At 27.6% G+C, this 16,019-nt stretch carries 12 protein-coding genes; 8 read left to right on the forward strand and 4 right to left on the reverse strand.

Annotated elements, in window-relative coordinates:
- Window positions 1-50: 50 nt before the first annotated feature.
- The 3 genes from uraA to G534_RS07760 all read right to left on the reverse strand — a co-directional run bounded on the left by uraA (window position 51) and on the right by G534_RS07760 (window position 3,449).
- Window positions 51-1,316, reverse strand: a complete 1,266-nt coding sequence (gene uraA / locus G534_RS0102960; protein ID WP_156896571.1) for a uracil permease — start codon at window positions 1,314-1,316, stop codon at window positions 51-53.
- A 184-nt stretch (window positions 1,317-1,500) separates the two neighbouring features.
- Window positions 1,501-2,253, reverse strand: coding sequence for an exodeoxyribonuclease III (locus G534_RS0102965; RefSeq protein WP_027347800.1), 753 nt, complete (start codon window positions 2,251-2,253; stop codon window positions 1,501-1,503).
- Complete coding sequence (locus G534_RS07760) at window positions 2,253-3,449, reverse strand: glycosyltransferase (RefSeq protein ID WP_034595923.1); 1,197 nt, start codon at window positions 3,447-3,449, stop codon at window positions 2,253-2,255. The genes G534_RS0102965 and G534_RS07760 overlap by 1 nt, the downstream gene beginning before the upstream one ends.
- 225 nt (window positions 3,450-3,674) lie before the next feature.
- Between G534_RS07760 and G534_RS0102975 the strand changes: the two genes are divergently transcribed.
- Window positions 3,675-4,382, forward strand: coding sequence for an aldose epimerase family protein (locus G534_RS0102975; RefSeq protein WP_027347801.1), 708 nt, complete (start codon window positions 3,675-3,677; stop codon window positions 4,380-4,382).
- Between the two features lie 54 nt (window positions 4,383-4,436).
- Here the strand turns inward: G534_RS0102975 and murC are convergent, their stop codons facing one another.
- Window positions 4,437-5,828 (reverse strand): UDP-N-acetylmuramate--L-alanine ligase, encoded by a 1,392-nt coding sequence (murC, locus tag G534_RS0102980; RefSeq protein ID WP_027347802.1) that lies wholly within the window; start codon window positions 5,826-5,828, stop codon window positions 4,437-4,439.
- A gap of 138 nt (window positions 5,829-5,966) precedes the next feature.
- Here murC and glmU point away from each other — a divergent pair, with 138 nt between their 5' ends.
- The 7 genes from glmU to G534_RS0103015 all read left to right on the forward strand — a co-directional run bounded on the left by glmU (window position 5,967) and on the right by G534_RS0103015 (window position 16,016).
- Window positions 5,967-7,340 carry a bifunctional UDP-N-acetylglucosamine diphosphorylase/glucosamine-1-phosphate N-acetyltransferase GlmU gene (glmU, locus tag G534_RS0102985; protein ID WP_027347803.1) on the forward strand — a complete coding sequence of 458 codons (1,374 nt, stop codon included), beginning with the start codon at window positions 5,967-5,969 and terminating at the stop codon, window positions 7,338-7,340.
- 10 nt (window positions 7,341-7,350) lie between these two features.
- A complete protein-coding gene (locus G534_RS0102990) occupies window positions 7,351-8,322 on the forward strand; it encodes a ribose-phosphate diphosphokinase (RefSeq protein WP_027347804.1) in 972 nt (323 codons plus the stop codon).
- The gene (pth, locus tag G534_RS0102995) at window positions 8,323-8,895 is read left to right on the forward strand and encodes an aminoacyl-tRNA hydrolase (RefSeq protein WP_027347805.1); all 573 of its coding nucleotides are present in this window, start codon (window positions 8,323-8,325) and stop codon (window positions 8,893-8,895) included. It abuts the gene before it with no gap.
- A 3-nt stretch (window positions 8,896-8,898) separates the two neighbouring features.
- On the forward strand, window positions 8,899-12,354 hold the full coding sequence (gene mfd, locus G534_RS0103000) for a transcription-repair coupling factor (RefSeq protein WP_027347806.1): 3,456 nt from the start codon (window positions 8,899-8,901) through the stop codon (window positions 12,352-12,354).
- Window positions 12,354-13,352, forward strand: a complete 999-nt coding sequence (locus G534_RS0103005; protein ID WP_027347807.1) for a peptidylprolyl isomerase — start codon at window positions 12,354-12,356, stop codon at window positions 13,350-13,352. The genes mfd and G534_RS0103005 overlap by 1 nt, the downstream gene beginning before the upstream one ends.
- Before the next feature lie 182 nt (window positions 13,353-13,534).
- Window positions 13,535-13,813 carry an HU family DNA-binding protein gene (locus tag G534_RS0103010; RefSeq protein ID WP_027347808.1) on the forward strand — a complete coding sequence of 93 codons (279 nt, stop codon included), beginning with the start codon at window positions 13,535-13,537 and terminating at the stop codon, window positions 13,811-13,813.
- A gap of 154 nt (window positions 13,814-13,967) precedes the next feature.
- Window positions 13,968-16,016 carry an efflux RND transporter permease subunit gene (locus tag G534_RS0103015; protein ID WP_027347809.1) on the forward strand — a complete coding sequence of 683 codons (2,049 nt, stop codon included), beginning with the start codon at window positions 13,968-13,970 and terminating at the stop codon, window positions 16,014-16,016.
- Window positions 16,017-16,019 lie beyond the last annotated feature (3 nt).

Below are 16,019 nucleotides of genomic sequence, written 5' to 3' on the forward strand. Positions count from 1 at the left end.
GGATATCCAAATATCTACCTATTTTATTTATTATATATTGTCCAATTAAATTATTGATTTAATAGATTAGCTTTCTTTAATAAGTGTACGAATAGTGATAATATTACTGCTACAACTGATGAAAGAACCATACCGCTAAGGTGGATACTACCAAATTTAATTGAAAGACCAGATAGACCAGCGATAAATATTACTGATGTAAGTATTAAATTCACGCTATTTGAGTAGTCTACCTTTTGATCTACTAGTAGTCTAATTCCTGATGAACCAATCATTCCATATAATAGGAATGTTACACCACCAATTACATTTCCAGGTATGGATTGTATTAGTGCTGCAAGAGGTCCAATAAATGCCATTAAGATTGAAATTATTGCAGCTGCTCCGATTACTTGTACAGAATATACACCTGTGATTGCCATAACTCCTATATTTTCACCATATGTTGTTGTTGGTACACCACCAAGCATTCCTGAAAGAGCTGTAGAAAAGTTATCTGCAAATATTGAACGATGTAAACCAGGATCTTTAATCAAGTCTTTGTTTACGATATTTGAAGTTACAACTTGATGAGATATATGCTCAGAAGTTATAACCAATAACACAGGAATCATAGCAAAGACAGATTCTAGAGAGAATTTTGGAAGCTGGAAATTTGGTATTGTAAATAATTTAGCTTCCGCTATTGGAGTAAAATTTACCATGTTAAAGAATATAGCTGTTATATAACCAACAACTATTGCTATTAATATTGGTATAGTTGATAAAAACTTCTTAAATGTAATTGATCCTATAATTGCTGTTAATAGAGTAACTAAAAATACTATCCAATCTTTTGCTTGACTTGTTTCTGTCATTAGATTTGCGCCAATGGCTCCGCCTGTTACTGTGTTTCCTGCAAGCTCAAATCCTATAAGTGCTACAACAGCGCCCATAGCTGCAGGTGGTAATATTATATCTATCCAAGATGTTCCATATTTGAAAATTATAAGTGCTAAGATACATCCTAAAAGTCCAACTACAATAAAAGCACCTTGCGCATATGGGAATCCTTGAGATGCAATAATAGCAGTACCTGGTGCTAAAAATGCAAATGATGAACCCAAATAAGCAGGTGCTTTTTTCTTGGTTATAAATATAAATAATAATGTGCCGATACCATTCATGAATAAAACAATTCCAGGATTAATTCCAAATAAAATAGGAACTAAAACAGATGCGCCAAACATAGCGAATGTGTGCTGTAGTGCCAATGGAATCAATAATTTTCCAGGAACTTTTTCTTCGATTTGGTATATCTTTTTCTTTTCCATAATTACCTCCAAAAAAATACATTTCATTAAATATAGAACAAAATTATATATTTGTCAAATCTTTTTTACAAGAATTTTACAACGAGTTTTTATGACTGATGAAATAGACATTTGATAGTGAATTTATACATTGGAGCATACAAATTCTATAAAAACCTGTGGTTAATTCCACAGGTTTTTATAAAGTCTATTTAGTATACAAAACTACTGGACAATGGTCAGATCCCAATTGTTCCATATGAATACTTGCATCAAGTAATTTATCTTCAAAATCTTTGCTAACTACAAAGTAGTCAATTCTCCAGCCAACATTTCTATCTCTTGCCTTTGTGATATAACTCCACCAAGTGTACATATCTGGAATATCAGGATAGAAATATCTAAATGTATCTATAAAACCAGCATCTAAAAGTTCTTGGAACTTTGATCTTTCCTCATCGGTAAATCCGGCATTTTTTCTATTTGATTTTGGATTTTTAAGATCTATTTCTTTATGAGCTACATTTAAATCTCCACATAAAACTACTGGTTTGGTTTTATTTAGTTCAAGTAGATAATTTCTAAAATCATCTTCCCATTCTTGTCTATAATCTAATCTTAAAAGTTCTCTTTTTGAATTTGGAGTATAGCAAGTAACCAAGAAGAAATCATCATATTCGGCAGTTATAACTCGTCCTTCTTTGTCATGTTCTTCAATCCCAATTCCGTAATTTACATTCAATGGTTCAGTTTTAGTAAAAATAGCTGTACCAGAATAACCTTTTTTCTCAGCGTAATTATAATATTCATAATAATTTTCTAAATCTAAAGCTAATTGTCCTTCTGATAGCTTTATTTCTTGTAAGCATATGATATCTGGATCTTCTTGATTTAGGTAATCCATAAATCCTTTATTAATAACTGCTCTAAGACCATTAACATTCCATGAAATTATCTTCATTAATCCTCCAATTTACGTGTTTTTTCTTCTCTTAATTTAATAGCTTTTTTATAGATTTCTATATATTCAGAAGCTTGTTTGAAATTGTTATTTTCATTTGCGTAATTAAGGGTACTTTCTTTCAATTGTAACATTTCTTCATTAGATAAACTAATAATTTTATTAAATAAATCTTTAAATTCTTCTTTAGTATCCCATTGATATCCATTTACTCCTGGAATAATCTGATATTTATTAGGTTTATCAAGCTTAATTAGAGCAGGTAAACCAGATGCCATAGCTTCAAGCATTGAGATAGAGTGCATTTCAGATAGGGAAGCTGTTGTATAATAATCCATAGCATATAAATATTTTGGTATTTCAGTATTAGGTATTTTTCCTAAGAAAATTATTCTATCGTTGAAATTATTTTCATTTATGAAATCTATTAGATTTTCTTTTTCAGGGCCATCTCCTGCAATAAATAGAACTGCTTTTTCTTTTGGAAAGTCGGTGTATATCCAGTTATTTATAAGCTCTGAGATGTTTTTCTCTCCACCAATTCTTCCGACGAATATAAAAGCTTTACAATTGTCTTCTATTCCATATTTTTCTCTAAATATTTTTCTAAATTCATCTTTTTCTTTACTTGGCAAAAACAAATCATTTTCGACTGAATTATTTACAACTACAACTTGTTTTCCAATTTTTTGTCTATCAATGTAATTCTGAGCCTTTTTTGATGGACTTGTAACTATATCGGCTGTTTTTGAAAACTTTTTAAAATATTCATCAGAAAGTTTTTTTGAAAAACTTTCAAAATATTTTAATCCTACATAAAAAAGAAATCGATCATATTCACTATGTAATGTATAAATCATTGGAATATTAAATTTTTTAGAATATTTTCTACCTGATTCTCCTATACCAAATTCATTTTGTACATGTATAATATCAGGATCAAAATCAATCAGTTTATTAATCTTTGAACTCCTTATAGGAATTGCAAGCCTATAATTATATATTTTTTTTAAGAGTATTCCTGGTATATAGATAACATTATCTATAATTTCTATATCATCTTGTTTTTCTGATCCTACTGTTACTACAAGAACTTCGTGTCCTAATTTTTCATAAGTTCTTTTTAACATTTCAGTTTGAGTAGCTACACCATTTATAAATGGTGGATAAGTTTCTGTGAAAAATACAATTTTCATGATTAACTCCTTGAATAATATTTACAGAAAATATAATTTATATTTTATTTTTTGCATAGATTAAATTTATTATTCTTAAATAATAGGATAGTTATTGTTTATTTTATCCAATCAAATATTATTATATCATAGATTTCTTATATCAAAGAAAGGTAGATTTTGATATAATTGTATTGAAAAGGTTATATATAAACAAAAAATACTTTAAAATGTTTAGGAGGTTTTATGAAAGAAATATTGAAATCTAACAATTTAGAGTTAGTTATTGACAGTGAAGGAGCTTATGTAGATTCGCTTAAATACAATGGAGTAGAAATATTATTTACAAAAAGTAATATTTTAGAAAATGGATCTATGAAAGTAAGAGGTGGTTCACATTTATGTTTTCCACATTTCGGACCTTCAGGAAAAGTTAATTTGCCTCAACATGGATTTGCAAGACAAGAAAATTGGGAAATAGTAAATGTTAAAGAGAATGAAATATTATTAAAACTTGAAAATTCCTACGAAGATTGGAAAGATATAGTTGCAACTTTAGTCTATAAAATTGAAAATAATATATTTAGTAGCAATTTATTAGTTGAAAATAATGGATCTGAAGCAAAATATGTTTCTCCAGGATTTCATCCATATTTTGCATATGAAAACGCCGATGAAATAAAGATAAATGACAATGTATTTGAGTTAAAAGAAGATTTGGTTAATTCATATTTTATGGATGAAGTAAAAACTTTTGAAACTTCAAATTACAAAATAAATTTTGAAACATTCAATTTAGATAAATTTATTTTATGGACTTCTTTTTCTGATAAATTTCTTTGCGTAGAACCAAGCTTTAATTTTGCAGCACTTGAAAATGGAAATGAGCTTTATAAAATTGAAGGTGGAAAATCAATGGAATTTAATTATAAGATAGAAATTGAAATTAAATAATGTTTTAAAAATAAAAGTGTTGATATATAATTTTTTAATATCAACACTTTTTTATTATTTATTTACAATCATTTTTGCTAATTTATCAGCATTTCCAGCACCTAAAGTTATTACAATATCATCACTAGTAAGATTAGAATCTAGATATTCTACTATTGATTCAAAATCTCCTATATATTTAGCATTTCCACCATTTTCATTTATTTTTTGAACTAAATCACGAGAATGAATAGCATCGTCAAATGGATCTCTTGCTGCATATATGTCTGCAATTATTGTTTCATCAGAATCAAAGAAAGATTTTGAGAAGTCATCAAGTAATAATTTTGTTCTTGAATATTGATGAGGTTCAAATACTGCTACAACTCTTTTCTTATATGAGTTTTTTATAGCGCTTAATGTAGATTTAATTTCAATTGGATGATGAGCATAATCAGTTATGACTAATGCATCATTCTTTCTCCCTATAGTTTCCATTCTTCTATGAAGAGTTTTATAAGTTTTTAAGCTTTTTTTAATAGTATCGATATCTATACCATTTTCATATGCAGCAATTATAGCAGCAACTGAATTTACTATATTGAATTCTCCTATTATTTGTAAATAGAAATTCACAACATTACCATCTTTCATATGTAAATTGAATGAAGGATGAGAATTTTCATCGTATTCAATATCAGACACATAATATGATGCATTTTCATCATGTAAAGAAAAAGTAATTAACTCTCCTTTAACATGTTCAAATAATCTATGAGTATTTTTGTCATCATAATTAATTATTGATTTGGAGTTGTCATCAAGATTCTTGATATAACCAATAAAGGTTTCAACTATATGATTTAAATCCTTGTAGTAATCTAAATGGTCTTCGTCTATATTTAATATAACAACAGTTGAAGGATAGTAGTTTAAGATATTTCCTTTAAACTCACATGCCTCTGTAAGAAGTATTTCACTTGTACCTACTTTAACATTTCCTTTCATATCATCTAAAAGACCACCTAATAGTATTGAAGCATCATCATCTGAATCTATCAATATTTTAGCAATCATTGAAGTAGTAGTAGATTTACCATGAGATCCTGAAATTGCAATTGATTGTTTATAATTTTTCATCAAAGATCCAAGAAAAACCCCTCTTGACACAACGTCTTTTCCAGTGGATCTCGCAGCGATTAATTCTTCATTATTTTCAGGTATGGCATCAGTATATACAAATAAATCTTGATCTGTAATATTTTCTTTCTTTTGACCAATATATACTTCAATTCCATTTTCTATTAAATGTTCTACATTTTCAGAAGTTTTATTGTCAGAACCGGTAATTTCAAAACCTTTTGATTTGAGTAGCAATGCAATACCGCTCATGCTGATTCCACCAATTCCTAAAAAATGAATTTTTTTAATATTATCTTCTTTTAAATCTAAATTAAAATTAAACATATTTTCCTCTCAATTGAATTCTTTCCCTAATATAAGCTAAATAATTATAACATATGCAAATATAAAATAGAAATTATTTTACTATTTCACTATATATTGTATAATATATAAGGGAATTAAAAAAACGAAAGAGGAGTCATGAATAAAGCTATTATAATGGCAGCTGGTGAAGGAACAAGAATGAAATCAAATATTTCAAAAGTTCTTCACAAAGTACTCAACAAAACTATACTTTCATATATCATAGATTCAGCAAAAGAATCAGGTATGAATGAAATAATAGTAATAGTTGGTAGAAATGAACAAGCTGTAAAAGAAGAATTCGGTGATAAATTAAAATTCGTAAAACAAGAAATTGGTGAAGGCATACCTTATGGGACAGGATATGCAGTTAAACTCACAGAAAATTACATAGAAGATAATGATAGTATATTAGTTTTAAATGGAGATATTCCACTAATAACTGAAAAATCATTAAGAGAATTTGCAAAATACCATAATGAAAATCAAAATGATGCAACAGTATTAACAGCAGATTTTGAAGATCCAACGGGTTATGGCAGGGTAATCACAGACGAAAAAAATAATTTAATAAAAATTGTAGAGCATAGAGATTGCAACGAAGAAGAATTAGAAGTTAAAGAAATTAATTCTGGAATATATATATTCAATGGAAAAAAACTTAAAGATGCATTGAATAAATTGGATCAAAACAATGATCAAGGGGAATTATACATAACGGATGTATTTGGAATATTAAAAAATGAGAATTCAAAGATTTCAGCATTCAAAATTATTGATAATGAAGAAATAATGGGAATAAATAACAAAGTGCAATTATCCGAAGTTGAATCAGTAATGAGAAGAAGAATCAACGAAAAGTATATGCTTGATGGAGTTATTATTGAAAATCCTGATACCGTAACTATACAAAAAGGTGTAAAAATAGGACGAGACACTGTAGTAGAACAAAATGTTAAAATATTGGGAGATGTTCAAATTGGTGAGAATTCTCTTATCGGCATGAATAGTCAAATTGTTGATTCAAAAATAGGCGATAATGTCCAAGTATATTCTTCATTTATTGAAGGAGCTATAGTTGAAAATAATGCAGATGTAGGTCCATTTGCAAGACTTAGAAAAAATTCACATCTTAAAGAAAAAGTTCACATAGGTAATTTTGTAGAGGTTAAAAACTCAGTAATAGGAAAAGGTACAAAATCTGGACATTTAACATATATAGGAGATTCTGATCTTGGAGAAAACATCAATGTGTCTTGTGGTGTAATATTTGCTAATTATGATGGAATAAACAAATTTAGATCAACAGTTGGAGATAATTCATTTATTGGATCTAATGTAAATATAATTTCACCTATAAATATTGCAGATAAGGCTTTCTTAGCAGCGGGATCCACAATTACTAAAGATGTAGAAGAGGGACAATTAGCAGTAGAAAGAGCGCAACAAAAAAATATAGACGGATACTATGATAGAAAATTCAAAAAATAATGGAGGAATCATGCTCAGTGCAGCCAATGAAGTAAAAGTATTTAGTGGTACATCTAATCTAAAATTAGCAAAAGAAATTTGTAAACATTTAGATATGGAATTGGGAAAAATTTCAATTAGTCATTTTGCAGATGGAGAAATAGCTGTGAAAGTTAATGAAACAGTTAGGGGTAGAGATGTGTTTTTAATACAGCCAACATCAAATCCTGTAAATGAATCATTAATGGAAGCTTTGATTATTATAGATGCATTAAAAAGAGCTTCTGCAAATAAGATTAACTTGGTTATGCCATATTATGGATACGCAAGACAAGATCGTAAATCAAAAGGTAGAGAACCAATAACTGCAAAATTGGTAACAGACTTAATTGAAGTTGCTGGAGCAGATAGAGTAGTATCTGTAGATTTACATGCTGGACAAATCCAAGGATTTTTTGATATTCCTTTCGATCATTTGACAGCAAGACCAGTATTGGCTGAGTATTTTGAAAAAATAATTGAAAAAAGTGGAACAAATGAGTGGACTGTAGTTTCTCCAGATTTAGGTGGAGTTACTAGAGCAAGAAAATTAGCAGATGTATTAGGATTACCAATAGCTATTATAGAAAAGTATAGACCAAATCCAAATGAATCTAAAGTTATGAATGTAATAGGTGGATTCGAAGGAAGACATTGTATAATTATTGATGATATCATTGATACTGCCGGTACAATAGTAAATGCTGCAGAAACTCTTATAAAAGAAGGGGCGAAAGATGTATATATTTCGGCTACACATGGGGTGCTTTCAGGACCAGCGGTAGAAAGAATTGAAAATTCTTCTTCTGTATGCAAATGCGTAATCACAGATACAATTGAACATCAAGATTTAGAAAACAGAGATAAATTTGAAGTTTTATCTATGGCTCCTATGATAGCGGAAACTATAAAGAGCATTGTAAACTTTAAATCTGTGTCAGATATTATGAAGGAAAGAAAATAAATGTATTTAATAGTTGGACTAGGAAATCCAGGAAGAAAGTATGAAAAAACTAGACATAATGTTGGTTTTGATGCTTTAGATATTATAGCTGCGAAATTAAATGCAGATATAAAAAAAGTAAAGTTTAAAGGAATCTATGGAGAAACTAGATATAAAGGCAACAAAATAATTTTATTAAAACCAGAGACATATATGAATGCCTCTGGTATTTCGCTTGCTGAATGTGCGAAATTTTATGGTATAAAACCAGAAAACATAATTGTATTGGTAGATGATATTGATATACAATTTGGTAGCATTAGAATAAAAAGAAATGGTTCGGCAGGCACACATAATGGACTAAAATCAATTATTCAACATTTAGGAACTAGTGAATTTCCAAGAGTTAAAATAGCTGTAAATCAAAAACCATCATATATGGATTTGGCTGATTTTGTGCTTTCAAAATTTACAGATAATGAAAGAAAAATAATTGAAAAAGAACTTGAATTAGCAAGTGATGCTGTATTTGAAATTATAGATAATAATATTGAATCGGCAATGAATATATTTAATTCTCAAACGATTGGATAAAATATGAATATAAAATCAATAGATAATTTTATAAATCTATTAAATGATTACAATTCAATATATAGTTATGGAATTATAGATGAAGCAAAGGGTCATTTAATTTACTTAATAAATAGTAAATTAAAAAGACCTGTTTTTGTATTGTCTGAAAATGATAAAAAAGCAAGAGATTTATATGAAAGTCTTGTAAATTCTGATATCGATGTAGACTTACTTCCAGACATCGATTCAAATTATCAAATGCTTGAGGATTTAGATTATACAAATAGACATAATAGAATGAAGACTCTTATAGATTTGGCAAATAATATACCGAAAATCTACATATCTTCATCAAATGCAATAACAAGAAAATTAACTAATAAAGAACTATTTTTAGAGCAAAGATTTAAGCTTGATTTAGATACTGAAATAGAATTGGAAGATTTAATAAATAAATTATCAAGTCTGGGTTATCAAAGAAGAAATATAATTCAAGCAAAGGGTGAATTTTCCATTAGAGGAGATATTATAGATATATTTCAAGTTCATGAAGATAATCCAACAAGAATTGAGTTATTTGATATAAATGTTGATTCTATTCGTAAATTTGATATCAATACTCAAATGAGTTTAAATCAAATTGATGAAATATTTATTTATCCTTTGTATGAAAATAATATTGATAACAATATAGAAGATAAAATCAATCTTATAAAAAAGGATTTAGAATTTACAAAATCTAAATTCAATGAAGAAATTTATGAAAAGGCTTCAAATAAATATAAAAAGATGATTGAAAAATTAGAATATGAAAATAGTGTAGATAATATAGATTTACTAATACCATATTTAGAGGACAATTCATCTATAGTGGACTATTTTCCAGAAAACACATTTGTTATATATGACGATTTAGCAAATATTACAAATACAATAAAAGGATTTGAAGCCTTTAGAGATGAAGATATACAATATAGAATAGAAAATGGAGAACTTTTAAAATCTCATCACGATATATTTTTAAGATTTGATGAAACTAGTGAAGATATAAATAGATTTCAAAAAGTGAATTTCTCTTCTTTATTAAAAACTATACCTAATTTTAAATCAGATGTACTTTATGAATTTAAAATAAGAGAAAATCAATCATTTCATGGACAGTTTGAAGATTTTATTTCTGATATTAATTTCAAATTAAGTCAAGGATATAAAATTATTATATATGTTCCAGAAATAAATGATGCAAATAATTTGATTTCACAATTAAATGAATATTCTATATTTTCTAAAATATATCGAGATATTACTGAAGATATTTATAGTGTTGGAATTATTATTGATAGTTTAGAAAAAGGTTTTGAATTATTTGAAGATAAGATTAATATAATTTCTTATCAACAAATATTTAGAAAAGTTAAAAAGAAGAGAACAAAAACTGTTAAAAATAAAGATATTATAAACTATTCAGATTTGGTACGAGGTGATTTACTTGTTCATGATGAATATGGTATTGGTGAATTTATTGGTATAAAAAGTATTGAATTAAACGGATTTACATCAGATTTTGTAGAACTTCATTTCAAAGGAGGAGATAAACTTTTTGTACCAACTCAAGATATGAGTATGATTTCCAAATTTATTGGGAATGGAGATAAAAGGCCTCAATTATCTAATTTAAATGGTACAGAATGGAAAAAATCTAAAGCCAAAGCTAAAAGAGCAATAGAAGAAATTGCAGAAGACTTGGTCAAACTTTATGCAAAAAGAAGTCAAATTGAAGGATTTAGATATTCATTAGATACTCCATGGCAAAAAGAATTTGAAGATTCATTTGAATATCAAGAAACCGATGCACAACTTCGTGCTATTGAAGAAATTAAAAAAGATATGGAATCTAATAAAGTCATGGATAGACTTTTATGTGGTGATGTTGGTTATGGAAAGACAGAAGTTGCATTAAGAGCTGCATTTAAAGCGATTATGGATGGAAAACAAGTTGTAATGCTTGCTCCTACAACTATTTTAGTAAAACAACATTTTGAAACTATGAAATCCAGATTTAAGGATTTTCCTATAGATATAGATTATATTTCAAGATTTAAAACTGAAAATCAAAAGAAACAAACAATAGATGGTCTGAAAAAAGGAAAAATAGACTTTGTAGTAGGTACGCATGCATTGCTTTCAGACAAAATAAGTTTTAAAAATTTAGGTCTTCTCATAGTCGATGAGGAACAAAGATTTGGCGTAAAACATAAAGAGAAAATTAAAGAAATGAGTGAAAATATAGATGTTCTTACATTATCTGCAACGCCTATTCCTCGAACTCTTCAGATGTCTTTAACAGGAATAAGAGATATGTCACTTCTTGACGAACATCCTGAAAATAGACTTCCTGTAAATACATTTGTTATGGAATATGATCCTATATATGTTAGAGAAGCCATATTGAGGGAAATGGCAAGAGGAGGTCAAGTATATTTTGTATATAATAGAGTCAATAAAATTAACTATATGTACAATAAACTAATTGAATTGGTTCCTGAAGCTAGTATCGCTATCTCACATGGTCAAATGTCTACAAGACAATTAGAAAATGTATTGGAAGATTTTACAAATAAAAAATATGATGTTCTACTTACGACAACAATCATTGAAACTGGTATGGATATACAAAATGTAAACACAATTATAATATATAATGCAGACATGATGGGTCTATCACAGTTATATCAATTAAAAGGAAGAATAGGTAGATCAAATAGAAATTCATTTGCTTATTTTACCTATCAATCAGGAAAAATAATGACGGAGATAGCAGAAAAAAGGCTTAAGGCTATAAAAGATTTTTCAGAGCTTGGTTCTGGTTATAAAGTGGCTATGAGAGATCTAGAGCTTAGGGGAGCTGGAAATCTATTAGGAGAAAGTCAAAGTGGGCATATTGAATCCATTGGATACGATTTATATGTGAGAATGCTAAAAGAAACAATTGACGAAATTAAGGGTGAAAGACCAAGAAAACCAATAATTCCTGTTAAAATTGACTTAAATCTAGATTTATTTATACCAGATGATTATATTATAGATGAAAATGAAAAAATCAATATTTACAAGAAAATATCATATATTGAAAATAAAGAAGATCATTATGCAATAATAGATGAATTAACTGATAGATTCGGAGATATTCCTATATCGGTTCAAAATATAATTGATATTGCATATATAAAATCTTTGATTATTGAAAATAATTTTGATAAATTAGAAGAGGTAAATGATGAAGTACATCTTTCATATAATAATTTGGACATATTTGATTTTGAAAAATTAAAAATACTTGCAAAAGAGTATAAAAATGATATAAGGTTTGATATGACAAATAATCCAACAATTATTATTGAAGTTGGAAAAGGATACAATTATAGACTAATCAATCTTTTAGAAATGATTAGCAAGATAAATAGAGGAGAAAAATAATGAAAAAAACTAGAATAATAAGTTTACTATTAGCTTTATCACTTGTTTTGGTAGCGTGTGGAACAAATTCTGATGAGACAACTGACGAAGGTAATACACCACGAGTTGTAGAAGAAACAAATGAAACAAATGAAGAAGAAAAAAGAAAGGAAAAAGAATACACTAAAATAGAAGATTTAAGAAATAATAAGAAAACAATGGTTTCTATAAATGGTGAAGATATCTCTCATAGAAGATTTTATGAATTTTATGATTTATATTCTTCAATAATGGGAATGGGACAAAATTTATCACAAGAAATAACTAATTTATTTATAGGTGATCAAATAATAAATAAGGAACTTAAAGAAGCGAATATTACTGTATCAGATGAAGAAATAAAGACTGAAATAGATAATTATATCAATAAATTAGGTGGTCAATCTGAATATTATAAATATTTAAGTGTATTAGGATCTACTGAAGAACTATTTAAAGAAAATATTGAAAATTCACTTAAGAGAGTTAAACATCAACAATATTTTAATGAAAAAACAAAATTAACTGATGATGAATTAAATGCTTATTACGAAAAAAATAAAGATTCAATAGATAATGTAATTGCAAAACATATATTAACTAAAGATGAAGATACAGCTTTAAAAGCTATTGAAAGATTAAATAAAGGTGAAGATTTTAAAGATGTTGCAAATGAATTATCAATTGATAAGGCTGCAAATGCAAAAGGTGGAGAATTAGGAGCAGTAAAAAGATCTGGATATGATGCTGACTTTGTAAAAGCTGCATTTGATCTAGAAGAAAATAAAGTATCTTCTCCAGTAAAAACAAAATTTGGATATCATGTAATATTAGTAACAAAAAATAATGTAGGACTTGAAAAGAATCGTGAAGAAATTCAAAATGCATTAAAAAAACAAAAATATCAAAAAGATTTACAAGAAAAAGTTAAATCTAGCGATATTAAATTCTATAACTTTGATGGAAGTGAAATAAAGTAAGAAACACAATCCGAAAATACACAAGAAATAAAGTTAGAAATTAGTAAATAATAAAAAGTATTATAAAAATATAATAAATATGTAAAAAATAACATGTAAAAGTATGATAAATGCTTGAAATATGGCTTATATATGTTATAATGAAAATACAGTTGATTAAACTGAATATTTAGGAGGAATTTATGAACAAATCAGATTTAGTAGCACAAATAGCTGCAAAAAGTGGATTAACAAAAGTTGATTCAACAAAAGCTTTAGAAGCATTATTAGATTCTGTTAAAGAAGCTTTAGTTAGTGGGGATAAAGTACAATTAGTTGGATTTGGTACATTTGAAGTAAGAGAAAGAAAAGCAAGAGAAGGTAGAAATCCTAGAAATCCTGAAGAAGTGATTCATATACCTGCTTCAAAAGCTCCAGTATTCAAAGCTGGTAAAACATTAAAAGAAGCTGTTAATAAATAATAGCATATTCCGCGGTTAAGATTTGTTCTTAGCCGTTTTTTATTTTAGTATTTTATATTCTGCTACAGGTATATAATTATTTTATATTATTTGCTGTAGGGGTATAATATATATGAAAGTTAAATATAATATTTAAAAGGTATTAGGTTGTGAAATGAAGAAAGTATCAAATTTTATAACAAAACATTACAAATTAATATTAATTGTATTTACATTTCTTACTGTAATAAGCGGGATTATGACATTTGGAGTTAAAATCAATTATTCCATACAAGGATATTTACCAGACGACTCAGAGACTATACTTGCATTAGATAAAATGAAATCGGAGTTTAAAGAACCACTTCCAAATCTCAGAGTTGTTTTAAAAGGAAAATCTGTATCTGAAGTATTAGAATATAAAGAAAAACTTGAAGAACTAGATGATGTAAAATTAGTACTTTGGATAGATACTATGGAAAACCCTTATATGCCAGTAGAACTTATAGATGAAAATCTTAAAAGTATGTATTACAAAGATGGTAATGCCCTACTAGATGTTGCAGTGGTGTCATCAAATTCAAAAACATCATTAGATGAAATCAAATCAATATTGCCAGAAGAAACAGCATATGGAGGATCTCTAGTTGAAGAAGCGGCTGCTCAAAACTCGGTTACAAGCGAAGTTGCTCAAATAACAATTTTTGCTGTTCCAGCAGCTTTATTGATATTAACTTTATCAGTGAGTTCATGGATTGAACCATTATTGCTTCTTGTCTCAATAGCTGTAGCGGTGCTATTAAATATGGGGACAAATATATTACTTTCAGAAGTTTCATTTATTACACAAGCGATTACGGCTATATTACAATTAGCAGTTTCGATGGATTATGCAATATTTCTAATGCATGAATTCCAACACCAAAAAACATTAGTTGAAGATGAAGATGAAGCACTCAAGAGAGCTATCAAAATTTCAGCCTCTGCAATAGTTTCATCTGCTCTTACAACAATATTCGGCTTTTTAGCATTGATATTTATGAGATTTGGATTAGGAAAAGACCTTGGTTTAGTATTAGCGAAAGGTATAGTATTCAGTTTAATTTCAGTAATATTATTCTTACCTGCGTTGATTAAATTGTCAATGAAAGTGATAAATAAGACAAAACATAAAGATTTTTTACCAAATTTCAAACCAGTTTCTAAGTTTATTGTTAAATATAGAAAATTAATATTGGTAATTTTATTAATAGTTCCAATTGCATTTGTAGGTCAATCAAGAAATGCATTTACTTATGGTATGGGACAATATCAAGAAGGAACGAAAGAAAGCATAGATGAAGAATTTATTCAAGAAACATTTGGACAAAATATTCAAGTTGTAGTACTTGTACCAAGAGGGAATTTAGTAAAAGAAAATAATTTAATAAATGAATTGAAAAAAAGTCCATATATAACTTATGTTCAGTCATATACAGAACAAGTAGGTAAAGAATTACCTACAGAAGTTACACCATCATATGCTATCAGTTCACTTTTAAGTGAGAATTATTCAAGGATAGTATTAAATACAAATACAAAGGCAGAAGGAGAAATAACTTTTGAATTTGTAAAATATTTAAAAGAGACTGTTTCAAAATATTATACAGATTATGAAATCTTAGGTGAATCGGTTTCAATGGAAGAAATGTCAAGAATTATTCAAAAAGATAATAGAATAGTTAATATATTAGCGATAGTTTCAATTGCTCTTGTAATACTATTTAACTTTAAATCATTATTATTACCATTGATTTTAGTATTTACAATAGAGGCCTCTATTTGGATAAATCTATCAATTCCATATTTTACAAATACCAATTTAAGTTTTATAGGATATCTAGTTATTTCGTCTATACAACTTGGGGCCACTGTTGACTATGCAATATTATATACGAATAATTATCTAGAATTTAGAAAGAAAATGGGCAAGAAAGAAGCTCTAATTGAAACTGGAGCAAAAGTATATGGATCATTGATGGCTCCAGCTTTAATACTTACAGTTGCAGGGATATTACTTTCAATAATATCATCTATAACTTTAGTATCTGAACTTGGTACGGTGCTTGGTAGAGGAGCATTCTTATCCTTCTTACTTGTAGTTGTTTTATTACCAGCACTATTATATATATTTGATAATTTAATTGAGAAAACAATGTATAAACCAAATTTTAAAAAGGAGTAAATA

It is taken from the genome of Helcococcus sueciensis DSM 17243, from assembly GCF_000423145.1.
GTDB classification, from domain to species: domain Bacteria; phylum Bacillota; class Clostridia; order Tissierellales; family Peptoniphilaceae; genus Helcococcus; species Helcococcus sueciensis.

Bases quoted from the DNA above. Each gene is read 5' to 3' on its own strand.
- G534_RS0103005 (WP_027347807.1), top strand. From the start codon at position 12,354: ATGAAAAAAACTAGAATAATAAGTTTACTATTAGCTTTATCACTTGTT.
- G534_RS0103015 (WP_027347809.1), top strand. From the start codon at position 13,968: ATGAAGAAAGTATCAAATTTTATAACAAAACATTACAAATTAATATTA.
- murC (WP_027347802.1), bottom strand. From the start codon at position 5,828: ATGTTTAATTTTAATTTAGATTTAAAAGAAGATAATATTAAAAAAATT.
- G534_RS0102990 (WP_027347804.1), top strand. From the start codon at position 7,351: ATGCTCAGTGCAGCCAATGAAGTAAAAGTATTTAGTGGTACATCTAAT.
- G534_RS0102975 (WP_027347801.1), top strand. From the start codon at position 3,675: ATGAAAGAAATATTGAAATCTAACAATTTAGAGTTAGTTATTGACAGT.
- G534_RS0102965 (WP_027347800.1), bottom strand. From the start codon at position 2,253: ATGAAGATAATTTCATGGAATGTTAATGGTCTTAGAGCAGTTATTAAT.
- pth (WP_027347805.1), top strand. From the start codon at position 8,323: ATGTATTTAATAGTTGGACTAGGAAATCCAGGAAGAAAGTATGAAAAA.
- G534_RS0103010 (WP_027347808.1), top strand. From the start codon at position 13,535: ATGAACAAATCAGATTTAGTAGCACAAATAGCTGCAAAAAGTGGATTA.
- G534_RS07760 (WP_034595923.1), bottom strand. From the start codon at position 3,449: ATGAAAATTGTATTTTTCACAGAAACTTATCCACCATTTATAAATGGT.
- mfd (WP_027347806.1), top strand. From the start codon at position 8,899: ATGAATATAAAATCAATAGATAATTTTATAAATCTATTAAATGATTAC.
- glmU (WP_027347803.1), top strand. From the start codon at position 5,967: ATGAATAAAGCTATTATAATGGCAGCTGGTGAAGGAACAAGAATGAAA.